This is a genomic window from Desemzia sp. FAM 23990, from assembly GCF_045528485.1.
Classification (GTDB): Bacteria; Bacillota; Bacilli; order Lactobacillales; family Carnobacteriaceae; genus Desemzia.
Map to the genome: position 1 here is coordinate 21,080 of NZ_JBGQQW010000020.1, position 19,630 is coordinate 40,709.

General features: G+C 39.2%; 16 protein-coding genes. 4 read left to right on the forward strand and 12 right to left on the reverse strand.

All coding sequences use genetic code 11. The features are described 5' to 3' along the window. Nucleotides 1-155 precede the first annotated feature (155 nt). A complete protein-coding gene (locus ACEN4I_RS08810; protein ID WP_407127717.1) occupies nucleotides 156-1,856 on the forward strand; it encodes an NFACT RNA binding domain-containing protein in 1,701 nt (566 codons plus the stop codon). Nucleotides 1,857-2,000: 144 nt separating this feature from the next. Here the strand turns inward: ACEN4I_RS08810 and pyrR are convergent, their stop codons facing one another. Genes pyrR through lspA form a run of 3 tightly spaced genes read right to left on the reverse strand, consistent with a single transcriptional unit; the run spans nucleotide 2,001 to nucleotide 4,006 of the window. Beyond that, nucleotides 2,001-2,552, reverse strand: a complete 552-nt coding sequence (pyrR, locus tag ACEN4I_RS08815; RefSeq protein ID WP_407097079.1) for a bifunctional pyr operon transcriptional regulator/uracil phosphoribosyltransferase PyrR — start codon at nucleotides 2,550-2,552, stop codon at nucleotides 2,001-2,003. A 52-nt stretch (nucleotides 2,553-2,604) separates the two neighbouring features. Beyond that, nucleotides 2,605-3,516, reverse strand: a complete 912-nt coding sequence (locus tag ACEN4I_RS08820; protein ID WP_407102747.1) for an RluA family pseudouridine synthase — start codon at nucleotides 3,514-3,516, stop codon at nucleotides 2,605-2,607. Nucleotides 3,517-3,532: 16 nt separating this feature from the next. Beyond that, on the reverse strand, nucleotides 3,533-4,006 hold the full coding sequence (gene lspA, locus ACEN4I_RS08825; RefSeq protein WP_407097077.1) for a signal peptidase II: 474 nt from the start codon (nucleotides 4,004-4,006) through the stop codon (nucleotides 3,533-3,535). 235 nt (nucleotides 4,007-4,241) lie between these two features. Here lspA and ACEN4I_RS08830 point away from each other — a divergent pair, with 235 nt between their 5' ends. Genes ACEN4I_RS08830 through ACEN4I_RS08840 form a run of 3 tightly spaced genes read left to right on the forward strand, consistent with a single transcriptional unit; the run spans nucleotide 4,242 to nucleotide 6,954 of the window. Continuing rightward, complete coding sequence (locus tag ACEN4I_RS08830) at nucleotides 4,242-4,877, forward strand: YkyA family protein (RefSeq protein WP_407102748.1); 636 nt, start codon at nucleotides 4,242-4,244, stop codon at nucleotides 4,875-4,877. 12 nt (nucleotides 4,878-4,889) lie between these two features. Continuing rightward, on the forward strand, nucleotides 4,890-5,741 hold the full coding sequence (locus ACEN4I_RS08835; protein ID WP_407102749.1) for a polysaccharide deacetylase family protein: 852 nt from the start codon (nucleotides 4,890-4,892) through the stop codon (nucleotides 5,739-5,741). A 1-nt stretch (nucleotide 5,742) separates the two neighbouring features. Further along, nucleotides 5,743-6,954 (forward strand): putative glycoside hydrolase, encoded by a 1,212-nt coding sequence (locus ACEN4I_RS08840; protein ID WP_407102750.1) that lies wholly within the window; start codon nucleotides 5,743-5,745, stop codon nucleotides 6,952-6,954. Between the two features lie 168 nt (nucleotides 6,955-7,122). Here ACEN4I_RS08840 and addA read toward each other — a convergent pair whose 3' ends face one another. The 9 genes from addA to ACEN4I_RS08885 all read right to left on the reverse strand — a co-directional run bounded on the left by addA (nucleotide 7,123) and on the right by ACEN4I_RS08885 (nucleotide 19,465). Continuing rightward, nucleotides 7,123-10,905: a helicase-exonuclease AddAB subunit AddA gene (addA, locus tag ACEN4I_RS08845; protein ID WP_407102751.1), complete on the reverse strand. Its 3,783-nt coding sequence runs from the start codon at nucleotides 10,903-10,905 to the stop codon at nucleotides 7,123-7,125. Further along, the gene (locus ACEN4I_RS08850; protein ID WP_407102752.1) at nucleotides 10,902-14,522 is read right to left on the reverse strand and encodes a PD-(D/E)XK nuclease family protein; all 3,621 of its coding nucleotides are present in this window, start codon (nucleotides 14,520-14,522) and stop codon (nucleotides 10,902-10,904) included. Before ACEN4I_RS08850 ends, addA begins: the two co-directional genes overlap by 4 nt. 107 nt (nucleotides 14,523-14,629) lie before the next feature. Beyond that, nucleotides 14,630-14,890: a DUF1294 domain-containing protein gene (locus ACEN4I_RS08855; RefSeq protein WP_407097071.1), complete on the reverse strand. Its 261-nt coding sequence runs from the start codon at nucleotides 14,888-14,890 to the stop codon at nucleotides 14,630-14,632. Between the two features lie 3 nt (nucleotides 14,891-14,893). Then, nucleotides 14,894-16,129 (reverse strand): peptidase T, encoded by a 1,236-nt coding sequence (gene pepT, locus ACEN4I_RS08860; protein ID WP_407102753.1) that lies wholly within the window; start codon nucleotides 16,127-16,129, stop codon nucleotides 14,894-14,896. 90 nt (nucleotides 16,130-16,219) lie between these two features. Beyond that, nucleotides 16,220-17,341: a Nif3-like dinuclear metal center hexameric protein gene (locus ACEN4I_RS08865; RefSeq protein ID WP_407102754.1), complete on the reverse strand. Its 1,122-nt coding sequence runs from the start codon at nucleotides 17,339-17,341 to the stop codon at nucleotides 16,220-16,222. Then, nucleotides 17,338-18,042, reverse strand: coding sequence for a tRNA (adenine(22)-N(1))-methyltransferase (locus ACEN4I_RS08870; protein WP_407102755.1), 705 nt, complete (start codon nucleotides 18,040-18,042; stop codon nucleotides 17,338-17,340). The genes ACEN4I_RS08865 and ACEN4I_RS08870 overlap by 4 nt, the downstream gene beginning before the upstream one ends. 33 nt (nucleotides 18,043-18,075) lie before the next feature. Further along, a complete protein-coding gene (locus tag ACEN4I_RS08875; RefSeq protein WP_407102756.1) occupies nucleotides 18,076-18,537 on the reverse strand; it encodes a hypothetical protein in 462 nt (153 codons plus the stop codon). Nucleotides 18,538-18,827: 290 nt separating this feature from the next. Continuing rightward, on the reverse strand, nucleotides 18,828-19,142 hold the full coding sequence (locus ACEN4I_RS08880) for a type II toxin-antitoxin system RelE family toxin (RefSeq protein ID WP_407097066.1): 315 nt from the start codon (nucleotides 19,140-19,142) through the stop codon (nucleotides 18,828-18,830). After that, nucleotides 19,142-19,465, reverse strand: coding sequence for a type II toxin-antitoxin system Phd/YefM family antitoxin (locus ACEN4I_RS08885; RefSeq protein WP_407097065.1), 324 nt, complete (start codon nucleotides 19,463-19,465; stop codon nucleotides 19,142-19,144). The genes ACEN4I_RS08880 and ACEN4I_RS08885 overlap by 1 nt, the downstream gene beginning before the upstream one ends. Between the last annotated feature and the right edge of the window lie 165 nt (nucleotides 19,466-19,630).

The following is a 19,630-nucleotide window of genomic DNA, read 5'->3' on the forward strand; positions in this document are numbered from 1 at the left end:
ATAAAACAGATTTCAAGTATTCTCTCTTGTTTTTTGAAAGACTAAAACTACTCTGCTACTTTTGGCAAGTAAAAAATGCTATAATGACCAATAGGCAACTAATGTACTGTGTTGAGTACAAGTATATGAATAGCAATGAAAGAAGGGATACACATATGTCATTTGATGGTGTCTTTACCCATGCAATGGTCGATGAATTAGCAGATCTTCTTGCCAATGGCAGAGTTTCAAAAATACATCAGCCTTATCAAAACGAAATCATTCTTGTGATGAGAGCAAATGGAAAGAATCAAAAAGTATTGCTTTCTGCTCATTCGAGTTACGCTCGTATCCAAGTAACAGATATACCTTACGAGAACCCTGATTCTCCTCCACAATTTTGTATGATGATGCGCAAACATTTAGAAGGAGCAATTCTCGAAAATATAGAACAAGTTGAAAATGACCGAATCATTAAATTCTTGTTTAAAAGTCGCGACGAAATCGGAGATATCCAAAATGTCATGCTGGTAGTAGAATTAATGGGTCGCCACAGCAATATTTTCTTGATCGAACAAGACACGATGCGTATTTTAGACAGCATTAAACACATACCCAGCAGTCAAAACTCTTATCGTCTAATTATGCCGGGGGCAACCTATAAAACGCCTCCTCATCAAGATAAAATAAATCCTTTTACCGTATCCAAAGACCAAGTATTGGAAATTATTCAAACTGAGAGCGATCTTCCTTCAGGGACAAAACTGCAATCCAGTTTCCAAGGGTTAGGATCAGATACTGTAAACGAATTACTGCAACGTAGTAAAGAAGATGAAATTCAGTTGCCGCATGTTTTTCAAACTTTTTTCAGTCGTATTCAAGAAAAAAATATCGAACCTACAAAAACTCAAGTCAACAATAAAGAAACATTTACACCTGTTCCATATGTCTCACTAGATGGCGTACAAACTATTTATACTTCATTAAGCCAATTGTTGGATGACATTTACCGGGATAAAGCTGAAAAAGATCGGGTCAAGCAGCAAGCAGCTAACTTATTCCACGTATTGCAAACGGAACTATCACGGAACAAGAAAAAATTGACTAAACTACAGCAGACATTAGATGAAACAGAACACGCCGATGACTATCGTGTGAAAGGGGAAATTTTAACAGCCTATTTGCATGAACTGACAAAAGGCCAAGAATCTGTTGAATTACAAAATTTTTATGATGATAATAACCCTATAACCATTCTATTAGACCCAAGAAAAACACCGTCTCAAAATGCACAAAAATACTTTTCGAAATACCAAAAATTAAAAAATGCCATTATCTATGTCAATGAACAAATGAAACAGACTCATGAAGAAATCGATTATTTAGATTCCATCATGACTCAATTGGAATTGGCTACCCCTAAAGATGTTACTGAAATCAAAGAAGAATTGATCCAAGAAGGCTATTTGAAGAAAAAAACGAAAAAGAAACAGAAAAAACTCAAAACCAGTAAACCAGATCAATACCAATCTTCTGACGGCACAACGATTTTAGTAGGGAAAAATAATTTGCAAAATGATCAGCTAACGCTAAAAACCGCTCGTAAATCAGAAATATGGCTGCACACTAAAGATATCCCTGGCTCGCACGTAATTATCCAAGACAGCGCTCCTTCTGAAACAACTTTATTGGAAGCGGCCAATATTGCGGCCTATTTTTCCAAATCCAGATTATCGGCTTCCGTGCCTGTCGATTATGTAGAAGTGAAAAAAATACGCAAACCAAATGGTGCCAAACCTGGTTTTGTGATTTATGAAGGTCAACAAACGATATTCGTCACACCCGATGAAGAGTTGGTCAATCAGCTAAAAGTATGATACAAATGTTCCATTAGCGGTCTTAGATGCATTCTTTGACTACTTTTCCATAAACAAACGACCCCCAAACCTTAGATGTTCCTCTAAGATTTGGGGGTCGTTGCTTTTTAAGAAAGTGCAGCAATTTTGCACGGTGAACTATTCTTATGCGTTGAGTTTTTGGATCAACACCTGATCTTTACCGTCTACTTCTTCTACAGCAACTTTAATTTGCTCATCTAGAGAGGTAGGAATGTTTTTTCCAACAAAATCTGCACGAATCGGTAATTCTCTGTGGCCTCTATCGATCAGTACAGCTAATAAGATCTTTTTTGGACGTCCTAGATCCATTAAAGCATCCAAAGCAGCTCTGACTGTTCGGCCTGTATACAGAACATCATCTACTAAAATCACTTGTTTGCCTTCAATCGAAACCGGCATAGAAGAACCTTTCACTTCCGGATCGGTGTCTCTGCTTGTATGAACGTCATCACGGTACAATGAAATATCCAACTCTCCAGCAGGTACATCGACGCCTTCCAGTTGCTTCAACTTATCAGCGACCCGTTGAGCCACAAAGATTCCTCTTGTTTTGATGCCGACTAAAACCAGATTATCGATACCTTTGTTGCGTTCAATAATTTCATAAGAAATACGGGTCAAAGCACGTCTCATAGCTGCTTCGTCTACCACTTCAACTTCTGAATGAATGCTCATTCTTTTCCTCCATTCTGTCATCAAATAACTCTTCAACGATTCGTTTCGGAGATTATTCTGATACGCTGCGTAATTTGTCTAGTGTCTCTTTGAACAATTCTGGCAATTCAGATTCGAATACCATCATTTCATCTGTTTTAGGGTGTTTGAAACCTAATTTTTTAGCGTGTAGAAACTGACCTTTTCCTTCTAACGTTTTTCTGGGTCCATAGATTGGATCTCCAGCAAGCGGATAACCAATGTATTTCATGTGTACACGAATTTGGTGCGTACGACCTGTTTCGAGTTGCAATGAAACTAATGTAAAGTCTTTAAACCGTTCCAATACTCTAAAATGAGTCACAGCTGGTCTTCCGCCATCTACGATATCTTGTTTTTTCCGATCGATTTTTGAACGTCCCAGAGGAGCATCAATCGTTCCTTTTTCATGCGGGATAACACCATGAACTAAGGCTACGTATTCACGAATACTGGTTTTATCTTTCAATTGAGCGGCTAATTTTTCGTGCGCTACGTCATTTTTAGCGACCATCAGCAATCCTGAAGTGTCTTTATCAATGCGATGGACGATTCCTGGACGAATCTTGCCATTGATACCAGATAAATCTTTGATATGATACAGCAAGGCATTTACTAGTGTTCCATCAGGATGTCCAGCTGATGGGTGAACGACCATTCCTTGCTCTTTATTGATGACAACCACATCTTCATCTTGGTACACGATCTCTAAAGGGAGATTTTGTGCGACTACGTCCAACTCTTGCAGTTCAGGTTCTGTGATTTTAACTTCATCCCCTGATTGGACTTTATAGTTGGTCTTGACCGGTTCGTCATTCACTAATACATAGCCCTCTTTGATCCATAATTGGATAGCAGAACGTGTTTTGTTGGGAATCATCTCTGCCAATACTTTATCGATTCTTCCCTTTTGTTCTTTAATGGTTACTTCGTATTCATTTGTCATGCATTCAAACTCCTTCTTATTTCACCTGTTTGTTTTTCTTTTTCTCTTTTCTTTCGTCTGCAAATACGTAAATGACTAGTAAGACGACACCGACCGACAGCAAGCTGTCTGCTAGGTTGAAGATGGGGAAATCAATGAATTCTAATTTGACCATATCCACAACGTATTGCAGTCTTAAACGGTCAATAAAATTTCCAATCGTACCGGCTAGAATAAAGGTTAACGACCAAGAAAACAAACGGTCTCCTTTTCCATATTTCTGCATATTGTACACTAATACTACAAGTACAACTGCAGTAATGATATAAAAGAACCACATTTGGCCTTCTAAGATACTCCAAGCCGCTCCATCATTTTGAATATAGGTCCAAGATAATAAACCAGGTATAAATTCGATTGTTTCGTATAAATCAATATTTGCTACAGTTAAATATTTGGTCCATTGGTCTACTCCGACCATTACGGCTGCAATGATATAATAAATAAACATTTCTAAACCTCACTTTATCCTCTAATCATAACACATTCCTATTTTACATGATTCTTCAGTTAAGCAACAGGTTTATTTTTAAAAGACTGTGGAGGTGAATCCATTTATTTAGTAGTAAATAGTACAAATAGTTAAAAAACAGGCTTTTTCATTGGGTAATGGGAACGGTTTTGTTATAATTACATTATGTTCATTTTTTGTGAACATACAGGACAAGTAAAAAGGGAGTTAAAACATGAAAAAGATAATAGGTGCCGTAAGTTTCCTTGGATTAAGTACCGTTCTTACTGGTTGTGATACAGGGGTTGCACAAGCTGTAGATGTGACCACAGAAATTGAAACGGTAGAAAATACCCTTATTGAAAAATTGAATGCCATTGCTTCACAAGAAGCGGACTTGCAAGCTGAATTTGAAACAACTTTAGCGGAGGATGCAGAGTTAAGTACTTTAAAAGACGGATCCGCGGCAGTCTTTGAAAACATTGAAACACGCCAAACAGATCTAGACAGCTTAAAAGAGGCTGCTGAAAATCTTAAGGGACAATCTGATGAGTTGGCGGATTTAGATAGCGAAGATTTGCCTTCAGAAGAAATTACCAACGTTACAGACGCATTAACTACTTTAAACGGTTCACTAGACCAGTTTACAGAACTATATGGCGCCACATTGACGGAACAAGAAAGTTATTTCCAATCTCTCGTTGAAGAAGATGCTACATATGAAACGCTTCAGACAGGGATCGAGCAGCTTAATGAACAACATACCGCAACAAATGATCTTTTCATTCAATTAGACAGCAACTTAGCTCAATTACAAACTTCACGTACTGAAGCTGCTGCTGCATTAGATTCCCTTGAAAATAATAAATAGGAGGATGATTTTATGAAAAAAAGAATCACGGCACTTGCTTTATTTAGTACGGTACTTCTAGCAGGATGTGCCACCGGAACTACGGAAGAAACGACTGAAGAGTCTTCCTCTTCTATTGTTGAATCCGAATCCACAACTGAGGAAAGTCAAACTGAGTCTAGTACTGAATCAGAGGAATCTAACGATGAAGCCGCTGAAGAAACAGCTGTAGCGTATCAATATCAAGTGAACCCCTCAAATTATGCTATTGAACCAATCGAGGATGAAACCTCTGAAGAAAAGATCGCTTTATTGACTATTGATGATGCCCCTGATAAATACAGTGTAGAAATGGCCCACAAATTAAAAGAAATTGATGCTCCTGCTATATTCTTTGTAAATGGGATGTACATAGAATCAGATGAAGGAAAAGAAGCATTAAAAGAAATTCATGATTTAGGTTTTGAGATTGGGAACCATACTCAGACTCACCCTAATTTACAAACTATCTCAACTGAAGAACAAAAAGCTGAAATTTTAGAAACCAATGCATTGATCGAAGAAGTCATTGGTGAAAAACCACGCTTTTTCCGAGCACCTCATGGGGCTAATACCGATGTTTCTAGACAATTAGTGGCTGACGAAGATATGACCTTAATGAACTGGACGTTCGGCTATGACTTTCAACCGGACTATCAAGATGCCGATGCCTTATTGGATATCACGATGAATACAGAACTGCTTTATAACGGCGCAAACATTTTGATGCATGACCGTGAATGGACCAATCAAGCCATTGTGCCCATTGCTGAGGGATTGAGAGAACAAGAGTTTACACTGATCGATCCAAAATTAATTGTTTCACCTGAAAGCGAGGAAGAATAGTATGAAAAAAAATACATTTAAATGGTCCATTCCCCTATCCGCAACTCTCTTATTTGCTGCCTATTCACAAAATGTACATGCAGAAGAGAATGCTGAGACTCAAGTATTGACCATTCACAGTGCCGACCTTTTATCCATTCCAGAAAATTATCCTACTCAATTTACTTTTGATAGCGGCGTGGAAATTGCTTATCCTGAAGATGGTGTAAAAGGAGTTTACGTTACAGGACACTCAGCTGGTGGTTCTCGTTTAGCAGAATTGACTCAGTTGTTAAATGATACTGAATTAAATGCCATGGTCGTCGATATCAAGGATGATTTCGGAGATATGACGCTGGACCTGCAATCTGATAACCCAATCGTTCAAGAAAATACTCAAAATTATGTTGACGATCCATCCGCATTAATGACTCACTTTGAAGAAAATGAGATTTACCCTATCGCTCGTATCGTTGTCTTTAAAGACACACGTTTAGCGGAAGCTCGTCCAGAATTGAGCTTTACACATTCAGATGGATCCGTATGGAAAAACAACCGTGGAGAAAGTTTTGTCAATCCATTTTCTCAAGAAGTTTGGGAGTATAATGTGGAGATCGCCAAGCAAGCTGCTAAAATGGGTTTTAAAGAAATTCAGTTTGATTATGTTAGATTCCCTGAAGGATTCGAAACTCGTTCAGACGAACTTCAATACACCCGTGGCGGATACGATGAAATGGATCTGGATGATGTTCAACAACGTGTTGAATCGGTAACAGATTTCGTGAAATACGCTAAGAAAGAATTGGAACCTTATGGAGTCGACGTTTCCGTAGATATCTTCGGGTATTCTGCTACTGTTCCGGAAGCTCCTGGAATCGGTCAAAACTTCTCTAAAATTTCTGAAAATGTCGATGTGATTTCTTCTATGATCTATCCAAGCCACTGGGGACCTTACTTTGGGATCGCCAAGCCTGACTTAGAACCTTACAACATTATTTCAGAATACATGAAAGTAGAAAATGACGTACTAGGCAGCCTGGAAACACCGCCGCGATCTCGTCCATGGTTACAAGACTTCACTGCTTCTTACCTAGGTTCGGGAAATTATCTGCAATACGGACCAGCCGAAGTCGAAGCCCAAATCAGAGCCCTAAAAGAAGCCGGAGTCAATGAATTCCTGCTATGGGACGCTGGGAATACTTATACGGAAGGCGTTAATTATGACTTAGAATAGAGCGAAAAAAAGACGCTTAAGCCAAGAACGTGGAGAAAAGCGTGTGAGCTGACTTTCGCAGCGCGTTTACAAGGCGCCATCCCCTATTCACTTAATAAAATGACAAACAAAAAACGAGCTGGAAGTAAATCACCAGCTCGTTTTTTGCATTTCCATACAATTATTCTATTAATTCACTGCCAAAACTTCCCCACTATCCAACAAGCATAGATAGGTCTCTGTAACAGGTTTATTCAAAATAGACTGCAAAGCTGCTTTATACAATAGCAATTGTCCCTTGTATTTCTGGATCATCTCTTCATGAGCACGTTCTTTAAACCGGATCAATCGATCAGTTTTGTAATCAAATAGCACCACTTTATCTGGATATTCTATATATCCGTCCATGATTCCGTGAATCAAGATTTTATCCTCAGCACTGCCGTCCATGTCTGTAAAAATAGCTGCAGCATTCATCAACAAGGAAAATGGTCTTTCTCTTTCCACCAATGCAACATCATTAATCAGCTGCTCCCCTAACGAAGTTTCAAAGAAAGCGGCGATTTTTTCTATTTCAATTTGTTTGGCTGTTTCTGTTTGCAACAAGCCTTTTTCAACCAGTTCTTCTACCAATCGACTCAACGACTCAATGGTCGGTTGTTCATGCAAATCAATCGATTGCATCACCAGGTGGGTTCCTGTACCAATCTCAACACTGGTCGGTGCAATCGTCTCGGTTAAGAATGCAGGTCGTTTCAACTTGTCTTCTGTGTATCGGTTTTGATTTCGCGGTTCATTGACATCGATTTTGACCAACTGGCCTTCATGCGGTTCTTCAAACATCCGTTTGATTTCAGAAACTGATTGATAGCTGGTCGTATGTGTCGCGGCTTGGTGAGAATAACGATGCTCCAACAAGCGTTTCACTTCTTTAAAATCTTGCTGCAAGTGCCCTTCCAGCTCAACACTTGGAGCTTGCTCGATTTTGTCTAACCATTTTATGGCATCAAAATCAATTTCCAATTCTTCATTTTGTTCCAACAGTTCTTTTTCCGTTACAAAGTGAACACTAAATGACGCAGTATGTTGCTGTACTTCGCCATTCTTGGCAGTAATGTGCAGATGGTCATTTTGACTGTCTGGATGACGGACAATGGCTAAGCCAATCCATTTCATCAAGCTGCTCGCTGTTAAACGCAAGTCACTCGGCAGAACTGTTTGCTGATGAGAACTCACCACGCCCCAATCTTTCCAAGCGGCTTCTTCATTTTTATACGAGCCGACTAAGAATAGTTTTTCTTCTGCTCGCGTCAAAGCCACGTACAACTTCCGCATCTCTTCCGCCAATAGTTTTCGTTTCTTTTCTACTTTCAACGCAGTTTCAGGCAACGTAGTGTATCGGATTCTCTTGTCTAAATCTTTGAATTCTGTCCCGACACCCAAGTGTTCATTGAAGACATAACTGTTCATCGTGTCTTGCAAGTTAAATCGCTTGGTCAAGTCCAATACAAAGACGACGGGGAATTCCAATCCTTTACTGGCATGAATCGTCATGATCCGGACCGCATTCTCGTCTTCCGATAAAGCAGTCGGCTCTGCTAAGTCTTTGTCTTTTTGCTGCATTTTTTCAATGAAGCGGACAAATTGAAACAGCCCTTTGAAACTAGTTTGCTCATAATTCGCTGCTCGTTCATACAACGCATGCAAATTAGCTTTTCGTTGACGGCCAGAAGCCATTCCCCCTACATAATCCAAGAAGTTTGTCTCTTGATAGATACTCCAAATCAAAGTGACGATCGATTCTCTGCGCGCAATTTCTCTCCAACTCGTTAACCGTTCTAAAAATAGACGGATTTTTTCATATAAGTTGCCTGTAAAACGAGTCTCTTTATTGTTCCCTGGATACTCCCGATAAAAACTTGACACAGCATCGTAGTAATCACCCGTTTTTTTCGTGATGCGAATGTATGCCAACTCTCGTTCATTCAAGCCAACTAACGGAGAACGCAAGACACTCGCCAATGGAATATCTTGATAGGGATTATCAATGATTTTCAATAAAGACATCATGATCGTGACTTCTGTTGTCTGAAAATAATTTTGCGTATCATTGACTAATAAAGGAATATTCAGTTGCTTAAACAAGGTCTGAATGGTCGCATTATTTTTCTTCGTCGGTGTTAACAGCACGATATCCGAATAGCGAATCGGACGATATGCTTTCTTCTTCTTATCGTAGATAGGAAACTCTTCATCGACCAAATCTTTGATTTTTTGCCCCACCATCGTCAATTCGCCTTCTGTTTTAGTTTCAATGGAGAATTCATCCAGTTCCGTCTCATCCTCATCCTCATCTGTTTCTTTTTCATAGATCAGAATCTCCGGCTGATGAACAGTAGAAACTGGGAAGTCTTTAAACCCTTGAACCAGTTTAGCGGCTTCATCATATTCCATTTGTCCCACTGATTTATCCATCAATTGTATGAACAAGAGATTGATAAATTGCAGTACTTCTCCTCGGGAACGGAAATTATCGGCTAAGATAATCCGTTCGCCATCTTGCAACTTCCCATACGTTTCGTATTTTTTTAAAAATAAGCCTGGATCTGCTAAACGGAAAGAATAAATAGACTGCTTCACATCTCCCACCATAAAGAAATTGCCGTTTTCTGCATCATCTTTCGTCAGCCAATGCAGAATATTCTCTTGCAACTGGTTGACATCTTGGTACTCATCGACCATGACTTCACTGAATTTATCCCGGTAATGAGTGCTGGCTTCACTTGGCGTCCATTTACCCTCTTCAAAGTGAGCCAGAATATTCAGTGTTAAATGTTCCAAGTCATTGAAATCCAATAAGTTGCGTTCTCTTTTTTTCGCTGTATAAGCTTCAGAAAATAGTTGTGTCACCCGAGCCATCTCTTGAATCAACGGTACGGTTTGCTGCATCAAGCTAAGCTGTTTTTCTAGAGGCGCAGCAAAATAATCTTCTTTCATGGTCGTGTACCGTTTCTTATTCTGGTCACGAATGGCTTTCATATCTTGCCCAACTTCTTTTACCTCATCGTCCGCATTCTTTTTCGGACCTTTCCATCTGGCAAATTCAAAAGCTTGGATGGTATTGTAAACAGCATCTACGTTTCCTTCATCCAATAAGCGCAGCAATTCAGTGATATGGCTGCATTCATTTTCCACCAGTTTTTTACCAGCCATTAATTCATCACTATTTTCTCCCATGCTGTTCGCATAGCGGTATTGCTCTTCCAATCCGACTAAGATTTCTTTCACTTGCGGTTTCAGCAGATCCTGATACAATGTGCTTTCTGTAAAAGAGTTCTGTTCTACTTTGTACAGATCGCCTAAATGTTCCAACCACAATTCAGGATTCGGATTAGCTCGTGAGAATTCAAACAAAGAGAAGATCAAGTCTTGCAGCCCGTTATCGGTACGGTCATTAGAATAAGTTGCCGTCAATGTTTTAAACATGCTGTCTTCTTCCCCATACAATTCTTCCCTCACGTCGTCCCAGACATCTTCTTGCAGCAAAACGATTTCAGTTGCATCTGTCAGCAGGCGGAACACTGGATCTAAATCGATCAAATAGTAATAACGGCGAATGACTTGCAAACAAAATGAGTGGATCGTACTGATCGACGCTTGAGAAAGCAACGGAATCTGCTTTACCAGATGCCTTTTTTGATCCGTCAGACTTTCGCCAGTGACAGCTTCTTGTAAAGCGGACTGGATCCGTTCTTTCATTTCTCTGGCAGCAGCATCCGTATAGGTAACGATCAGCAATTCATCCACATTGGTCCCGGCTTTGATTTTTTCGATCACTCGTTCTACAAGTACGGTGGTTTTTCCTGACCCTGCAGAAGCGGACACCAGCAAATTGGTTCCTGAATCGTATACGGCCTGCCACTGATCATCTGTAAAACGGCTGTTTTCAGGTTTTAATGGTAATGGTTTCACTCTTCTGCATCTCCTTCACGTTTCATTCTGTCCAGAATATCTGGAATACCCAATTTTTCCATTCGACGGTATTTGTTTTCGGTGTACAATGCAGCATCGAAAAACGATACAGCTTTTAGCGGTCCGTTTACCGAAGAAATAAACGCACTTTTCTCTTTGATCGGACTCAAACGGGTATCGCCTTTAATGATATTGTTTCCGGCAGTAATGATTTTCTTTTTATTGAAACGCAATAAGGTTTCGATATCATCCAACGTGACGAACTTATTGGATTTCATCGTCCCTTTAGCCAATTGTTCAAATGGGTACACCAATGATTTCTTCTTCGGTTCAACCGTTAAATCTAGAGCATCCAACATATCCTCGTCATCCAACAAGAAACCATCCATTTTGTACATTTTTAACAACGTTTCCCGATATTGGTCCTCATCGACAAATGTTCCTTCTTTAAGAAACGGATTTTGCACTTGCAAGTAAAATGCCCCAGCCGGTAAAGCTTTTTTCCCAATCAATTCATCCGAATGAGCTAAAGCGATATCTAAATACGTCAACATCTGCATCGCTAATCCATAATAAGCATCAATAAAACTAAAGGAATGTTTACTGGATTTGTAATCGACTACAGATAAGTAATGCTTGTCATTGATCTCCATAGCATCGACCCGGTCTATTTTCCCTCTTAAATGCAATTCTCCGCCATTAGCTAGCGCAAAAGTATGTCCTTCGATTCCTTTTTGAGCCGCGATCCGTCCAAATAAAACTTCTGTTTGAGCATTGGCCATATTTGTCCGTCTGCTTTGGTTGCCGATAGCCCACGCCACACGCTGAATCGTATTGGCCAGCTGCTCACGAATGTACATCATTCGGTTTGAAGCAGATAAGATTTGGTATTTGCCTTTGCTGATCAAAGATTCCAGGACTTCATTGGTGATTTTTTCTAGAGCCTCTTTATCTAATTGGTCAAAAGAAAGATCACGATTGATTAATGTCTTGAATAATAAATCTAATGCTTCATGGAAATATTCACCCGTGCCGGCTGCTGATAATTCAAACACGTCTCGTTCTCTAAGCTTCAAGCCATAGGTCAAGAAATGCGTGAATGGATCTGCATAATACGACTCCAGTTGTGAAACCGACATGTATAAATCTTTTCCATATAACTGTTCAGCTAATTCTTCGGTTAACGGTAGCGGAATGTTTTTCCGGCGCAAACTTGCCAGCAGACGATTGAACATCAAAGAAGTCTTTTCGTTCAATTTGAAATACTGATACAGCATTTGCCAGAAAGGATGCAAGTCCGCTTGCTGATCTTGGGCTTTGCGTAAAATCATCAGCAATTGCCCCATAGTTGCTTCCCTCGAGCCGATAAAAGCTAATACATCTTCTTTCTTCAATTCAATCAGGGAGGTCACATCTGCCGGTTTGGCTTGTACAGAAATGTCGAAATAATCGGCTATTCGCTGGACATAGGGCGATAATTTAGGACTTTCTTTTGAATCATTGCTGGCTGGATACATCAAATACAATTTTTCTGAAGAATCTAAAAAGGCTTGGTACGCAATAAACGGTTCAGCAGCCATTTGCGATTCGACTGAAGGTTTTAAGAATTTTTCTTCTGTCGCTAAAAAGTCGCCGATCAACGTTCGGTCTTCTTCAGTCAAAATCGTTTTGTTCTCTGTTTTAACCGGCAGATTGGTATTGGTCAATCCTAAAATAAAGGTCACTTTGGCTGTGCCGATCCGTGCTCCTGCTAAACCAGAAAAAATCACTTGATCGATACTTGGCGGTACAATGCTGTAAGAAGCATTCTCAAATCCAGTAATCAGAATCATCCGGAAGCTTTCTTCATCAAATGCCTCTTCGCCTAACACTTCAACGTACTCATCCAATAACTGAATAAATACCTGCCAGATCTGTTCATGTCTTCTAGCCATTTCCAAATCATTTTGCTGAATCAATTCATCACGCCAAAACAGCAATTGATCCGGAACGCCATTGGCTTCTAAAAACTGATAAACGATTTTTGCAGCATCCATACTAGTTTCGGCTTTATCCAAGCGTTTAAAGAAGGGCGACAATGTATGGTTGAGAAAATCTTTTACCTGATTCGCTGTCTGTTCAAAAACCACATCGGCATCAGACTGAAAATCGGCATCGTCGTATTGGAATCGCGTGTACTTCCACGGATCTTTTTTCGTCCAATGGTAGCCTTCATACCCATACGCTAAGACCACATTTTCTGTGATATCGACGGCATCTCTAAATTTGGCTGCATGATTCATATATTGTTTGACGCGCATCATGCGATCGGCAGATAGTTCCATCGTAACAGGCGGCATAAATAATTCTGTTCTCAATAAACGCATCACATCTGCATAACGCCAGTTGTTCTTTTTGATCGCAAATAGTGCATCCAGCAACTCACTCAACGGATGATGAGACATCACTTCCGCACTATCAAAGAACGTTTCAATGTGATGTTTATCAAATGTCGGCTGCAGCGATGTTCGGTAATCTTCCGGGTTCCGAGCCAATACTAAAATGTCTTTGTAGCGGTATTTTTCAGTAGCAATCAGTTTCAAAATTTCTGTGGCTACATGATTGACTTCTGCTTGTTTGTTTTCAGCTCCCCAAATCTCGATGCAATCGTCCATCGGGATCCGCTCTTGTTTCAAATGCAAGTTTGTCGGAGACAGCTCGTTGCTCTCCACCCAGTACTGTTCCAACTGATTCAATTCTTCACAGTAATGACTGTCTTTCTCAGTGATCACTTGATCGAGTTGGACTTTTACTTGATTGAGACGTGCCAATTGATACAGCTTGTAGTAGGTAGTCCCAGTTACTCGGAATAAATTCGTTAAATCAGGCTTTTCAGTAGGATAGGCTTTATCCAACGTCAACGCCAAAGTTACTTTTTTCGTATGCTGCATCAATGTCAGAATCAAGTCCTGCTCTTGAGCAGTAAACTGATAAAATCCCTCGACATAAATATAAGCATCTGATAGATCCATACCTTGAATCTTTTCGATTAAAGCAGTGATCACATCTTCGGTTTCGATGTACTTCCCTTTCACTGCTTCCCCAAATGCTCTATAGATGAGCGAGATATCTTGCAGTTTTAATTTAAAATCGGCTTCCTTAGGTGTGTCGCCTAAATTCTGAATCATTTGCACTAAGTCTTGTTCAGCAATACGACCGCTGCGCAATTCAAAAAAGAGATCACTCAATTTTTGCACAAATCCATTTTTACGAACTTCACCACGATAAATAGTGAGTTCATCCTCATATTGCAATAACAACTTCCGAATCAACATAGATAGACCGGTTTGAGTCAACTGTGGCTTGACATATAAATCCGTGTCTTGTAAAAAGTACCATGCTAAACGACTGAAACTGAAGACTTGAACGTGCATCATACCAAGAAGTTCTTGCTGGTTGAACGGTTCTCTTTCACCCAGTTCTTTCAATACCGTCATTTCGGCATCGAACTTGATGTGTTCCGGCACCAAATAAAACACTGGTGTCTTTCTGTTTTCTTGTAAAATGTCTGAGATTTCATTCAACATGATATCTCTTTTATCTGTATTGGCTCTTCCTAAAATAAACTGTAAACTCACTTACGTCACCGCCTTTTGCTAGACTATTCTGTTACCTATTTTAACATACACCTCCTAACTTCTCTCATTTAAAGACAAAAAAAGCAGAACTCGTCTGCTTTTTCCGGTTACATTAAGTTCGCTGCTGCTAATCCTGCTATCAACACACACGTTCCCAAAGCATACACCACTTTGAATTTGAATTCTCTGGTTTTATGACGGTATATTTTCATACCCAAGAGACCACCGATCCCTCCACCAACCAACCCAAGAAACAGCAAATTCTTCTCTGGAATGCGCCATTTGTGCTGAACAGCCTTTTTCTTATCTACACCCATCATAATGAACAACAGAATATTGACCAAGAGAAAATAAAGCATCAACCACATGCTCTATTCTCCTTTAGAAGCGTTCAATTTAGCGATAGCAACAATGACATCTGTCGCTTTTTGCATACTTTCAACGGCAACAAATTCATAACGGCCATGAAAGTTTTCTCCACCAGCAAAAATGTTCGGTGTTGGAAGACCCATGAAAGAAATTTTCGACCCATCTGTACCACCACGGATTGGTTCAATGATTGGTTTGATGCCTAACGATTCCATGGCTTCTTGAGCAATGTCAATCGGTCGCATATCCTTTTCAATGATTTCACCCATATTGTAATATTGATCTTTCAAGACAACTTGTACACGATCACTATCTAAAGAAGCATTCATATCGTCCGCCACTGTTTGAACAGCAGCTTTGCGCGCTTCAAATTTTTCTTTGTCGTGATCACGGATGATGTAAGACAATTGAGCATTTTCTTCTGTTCCGGCAATGCCAGATAAGTGATAAAAGCCTTCTCTGCCTTCCGTTTTTTCAGGTACTTCATCTTGAGGCAATTGAGCATCAAAAGTCATGGCTAATTTAATGGCATTGACCATTTTCCCTTTAGCCGTTCCTGGGTGCACGTTTTTTCCTTGGATAGTAACAATAGCAGAAGCCGCATTGAAACTTTCATATTCCAATTCACCAACAGGTCCCCCATCCAATGTATAAGCATAATCAGCAGCAAATTCTTCTACATCAAATCGATCTGCACCGATCCCGATTTCTTCATCTGGACCAAAACCAACACGGATTTTCCCATGTTTGATTGAATCATCATTGACTAAAATTTCCATCGCTGTCACGATCTCAGCAATACCTGATTTGTCATCAGAGCCTAGCAAAGTCGTTCCATCAGTTGTAATCAAAGTTTGACCAACGTAATTTTTTAAATTTGGAAAGTCTTCTGGAGAAAGAATGATGTTCTCCGCTTCGTTCAAGACAATAGCTTCTCCATTATAGTTTTCATGGAATTGAGGAGCAACGTTTTCAGCATTAAAATCAGCAGTATCCATGTGTGCAATAAACCCAATCGTTGGGACTTCTTTGTCGATATTACTTGGTACTGTCGCCGTTACAAAGCCATTATTGGTATTGTAAGACACATCAGCCAATCCAATTCCTTTCAATTCTTCCATCAAAGTTTTAGCAAACTCTACTTGTGTTTGTGTACTTGGAATCGTCGTGCTGTTTTCATCTGAACGTGTTTCTATTTTGACATAGCGAATAAAACGCGGGATTAAATTTTCATACATGTGGCTTAAACTTCCTTCCGATTTTAAAATGGTGAGTTGTTTCTTGTATTTAATTATCTCGCAACTTATAAGGATTACGCAAGAGCGAATTTACAAAAATTGATAAGGATCCGTATTTAATGTGGAAGAAATAATTTCGACTTCCCAATTTTCTTCCCCTTTCCAATCCGTAAATAACTCTTCTAGTTTCGTTTTACAAATTTCTTCGATGTGGTGGCCTGGATCGATTACTGAAAGACCATCTGCCAACATATCGTGTCCAACATGATAGTAAACATCTCCAGTAATGTACACATCGGCTTGCTTTTTAAGCGCATCTGAGTAAAACTTGCCCCCATCGCCACCGCAAATCGCCACTCGTTTCACGAGTTTAGTGTCATCCGGTGTAATGTAGCGCAAGCCAGAAACGTTAAAAACCTCTTTGACTTTTTGAGCAAACTCTTTTACGGTCATCGGCTGAACTAAGTTTCCTACTCGGCCCAAACCATAGTTATCGTGCAGACTTTCAATGGTATACACATCAAAAGCCGGTTCTTCATAAGGATGAGCTTTAATCAAAGCTTGGATTACTTTATCTACAAGGCGGTTTGGTACGACCACTTCCACTTTGACTTCTGTCAGCTGCTCTTCTTCGCCTACTTCACCAATGGCCGGGTCTGCTCCTTTGACCGGTGTAAAACGACCTGTCCCTGCAAGAGTGTAACTACACTTCACATAATTGGTTCCAATTTGTCCTGCGCCAACTGAAGTTAAGGCTTCTCTGACTTCAGACGCATTTTCAGGCGGCACCATAACAGCTAGTTTTTTGTAATAAATGCGTTGGGTTTCAGTCAGGATTTCTGTGTCTTCGATTCCCACAGCTTCAGCCAACCAATCGTTCATGCCGTTTTCTGTAATGTCCAGATTCGTATGAGCAGCATAAACGGTAATGTCGTGTTTAATCAAATCATGGAACATTTGGTTTTGCGGACTGTCACTGGCCAAGTTTTTCAACGGTCGAAAAATTGGCGGATGATGCGCAAAAATAAAATCGACGTGTTTTTCAATCGCTTCTTGGACGACTTCCGGACGCACATCCAGTGTGGTCATGATTTTAGAAATGGGTCTGTCTAATGTCCCTACAGCTAACCCAATTGGGTCGCCTTCCTCTGCTAAAAACGGCGGCGCGAAAGCTTCAAATTTTTGTACCAGTTCTCTTCCAGTTATACTCATTTCTCTAACAACTCCTCTATTTGTTGAATTGTCTCTTTCACAGTTTTGAGTTTTTCTGTTTGGTCTGATTTTGATTGTTCTAAGCTGGCATGGATGTACTTGTATTTCTTCAGCTCCACTTGCCATTTTTTTCTAAACATTGGCGTAGGATCATTTTTCAACAAGAAACCATATTGCAAATCAGCTTCAGTGGCTTCAACAGGTTGATCGCTTTTTTCTGCAATCATGATTTCATACATTTTATGGTTTTCTTCCAATAGGTCTTCAGCAACGATTTGGTAATCGTGCTCGACCAGCCATTTGCGCAACGTGTATTCTCCAACATTCGGCTGCAGCAACAACCGTTCTTGACCGCTCAACTTATCGGCGTTAAAACCTTTATCTAAAATAGACGCAATCAAACTGCCGCCCATTCCGCAAATAGAAATCGCTGAGATGTTATCTTTCAAATCCACTACATCAAGGCCATCTCCAAAACGAACGTCGATTTGTTTTTCAAAACCTAATTCAGCTACATGTGATTTAGCAGATTGATAAGGACCATCCACTACTTCTCCAGCAATCGCGTATTCAATCATACCGTTTAATACTAAAGCACTTGGCAAATAAGCGTGATCCGATCCAATATCTGCTAAGCGGTCATTTTTTCTGATATAGTTTGCTACTCGTTCTAAGCGAAGCGACAAATTTTTTTCATCCATATTAACAACTTTCCTCCACGTACATTTCTATAATTAATCTTCTAAGAATCCTTCGTCCATCAAATAGCCTTCAGCAGCTTCTTTAGACTTGAATACTCCTTCAATTTGGCCATTTTCCACTAACACAGCCCACATTGGATGATCATATTGTAAAATCAGTTTTTCACCGTACTGATCCATCCAAAGTTCTTGGTAGCCAACTGCATAACCATTTTCTTTTTTGTTCAAATATTCAAGGGCTTTGTCTATTAAGTCTCTAATTTCTTCTTCAGAAGCTTCTAAAACAGAAATATAGCCTTCTTTGGCGATTTCTTCTTTAGGCAAATAACCTGCATAAATCAAGGCATTTCCATTCGGATGCAAGAAACGAACCACCATTGTTTTAGCAACAGCACTTTCTTCGTAATGGTAATTCACACGATTCATTGATACGGGTGTTGCTGTCAATTCAGGGTAGCTATCAAAAATAGCCTTTTTTTCTTCAAATGTTAACATGTAATTGCTCCTCATTCAGACTTACGTTCTTTTTTAGTATAGCAGTTTTTTAGTGAAATTACTTAGATAAGTGCAGCTTTTTAAACAAAAAAGATCTTGCTAAATAAACTTTTTAATTTAAAATTTAAAAATAAAACAATTTCCTTGTGCGTTGGATAACCCAAAAAAGTTATGATTTTTAAATAGTGTTACAATAAGTGAAAACATACTTGTACAATCTACAAACCCTCACTCTTATCTTAAATAAGCGTGAGGGTTTGTAGTATTTTAAAGTCAGTTTTTAGTTAAAATTATTGTCTTTTTATCCTTCTCTTCTCAGCAATAACAAAAACTTTTTCTTCATCTCTTTTTCCAATCGTGACAATCTCAATAATTTCTATTTGTCCATTTACTGAAGGTTTAAAAATAAGGCGAATGCCTAATTTTTGATTTTTTAATTCTTTAAACCCTGCTAATTTTGCATAGTTTATATTTCCAAGTACTTTGCCAATCTCTGAACCTCTATCTTCTAAACGTTCTACAGCTTCATTTACCCATTGTTTTAACATACCATCTAATTTCTTATAGTCTTTTTCTGCCTCTTCCCAAAAGTATACTTGAGCCATTAGTCAAATAACTCCTCATCAGATAGAGAAGCAAAAGCGTTTAATTCCTGCTCTGTCTCAAGAACCTTTTCAGCAGAGATAAGGTTACCCGGTCCTTTGTAAACTCGTTCTTGCAACTGACTATAGAACAATTTATTTTCCAATTCTCTATAATTTCTAACTAGTTTTTCATATACATCATTACTTAGAATTACTGCTTCAGGTTTGTTATGGTTGAAAATAAAAGTTGGTTCTCCTGATTCATTTGTTTCTTTCACAATTTTTGAGAATTCTTTTTTGGCTTCTGTAATGGACTTTGTTTTCACATCTAAAGTTTTTAACATTCAAATTGCCCCATTTCTTATATCGTTTAGTTTAAATATATTATACCAAAAAAAGCACTTTATTCAAATCTTAATATAGAACTTTTATCAAAACTTTTTAACGGAAACTGCTAAAAAGTTTTGCCATCTCACAAAACAAAAAAACGACAGGTTTAAATTTGGTAA

Excerpts from the sequence above, each read along its gene's own strand:
- ACEN4I_RS08810 (WP_407127717.1), top strand. The coding sequence starts at position 156 with ATGTCATTTGATGGTGTCTTTACCCATGCAATGGTCGATGAATTAGCA.
- pyrR (WP_407097079.1), bottom strand. The coding sequence starts at position 2,552 with ATGAGCATTCATTCAGAAGTTGAAGTGGTAGACGAAGCAGCTATGAGA.
- ACEN4I_RS08820 (WP_407102747.1), bottom strand. The coding sequence starts at position 3,516 with ATGACAAATGAATACGAAGTAACCATTAAAGAACAAAAGGGAAGAATC.
- lspA (WP_407097077.1), bottom strand. The coding sequence starts at position 4,006 with ATGTTTATTTATTATATCATTGCAGCCGTAATGGTCGGAGTAGACCAA.
- ACEN4I_RS08830 (WP_407102748.1), top strand. The coding sequence starts at position 4,242 with ATGAAAAAGATAATAGGTGCCGTAAGTTTCCTTGGATTAAGTACCGTT.
- ACEN4I_RS08835 (WP_407102749.1), top strand. The coding sequence starts at position 4,890 with ATGAAAAAAAGAATCACGGCACTTGCTTTATTTAGTACGGTACTTCTA.
- ACEN4I_RS08840 (WP_407102750.1), top strand. The coding sequence starts at position 5,743 with ATGAAAAAAAATACATTTAAATGGTCCATTCCCCTATCCGCAACTCTC.
- ACEN4I_RS08855 (WP_407097071.1), bottom strand. The coding sequence starts at position 14,890 with ATGTGGTTGATGCTTTATTTTCTCTTGGTCAATATTCTGTTGTTCATT.
- pepT (WP_407102753.1), bottom strand. The coding sequence starts at position 16,129 with ATGTATGAAAATTTAATCCCGCGTTTTATTCGCTATGTCAAAATAGAA.
- ACEN4I_RS08865 (WP_407102754.1), bottom strand. The coding sequence starts at position 17,341 with ATGAGTATAACTGGAAGAGAACTGGTACAAAAATTTGAAGCTTTCGCG.
- ACEN4I_RS08870 (WP_407102755.1), bottom strand. The coding sequence starts at position 18,042 with ATGGATGAAAAAAATTTGTCGCTTCGCTTAGAACGAGTAGCAAACTAT.
- ACEN4I_RS08875 (WP_407102756.1), bottom strand. The coding sequence starts at position 18,537 with ATGTTAACATTTGAAGAAAAAAAGGCTATTTTTGATAGCTACCCTGAA.
- ACEN4I_RS08880 (WP_407097066.1), bottom strand. The coding sequence starts at position 19,142 with ATGGCTCAAGTATACTTTTGGGAAGAGGCAGAAAAAGACTATAAGAAA.
- ACEN4I_RS08885 (WP_407097065.1), bottom strand. The coding sequence starts at position 19,465 with ATGTTAAAAACTTTAGATGTGAAAACAAAGTCCATTACAGAAGCCAAA.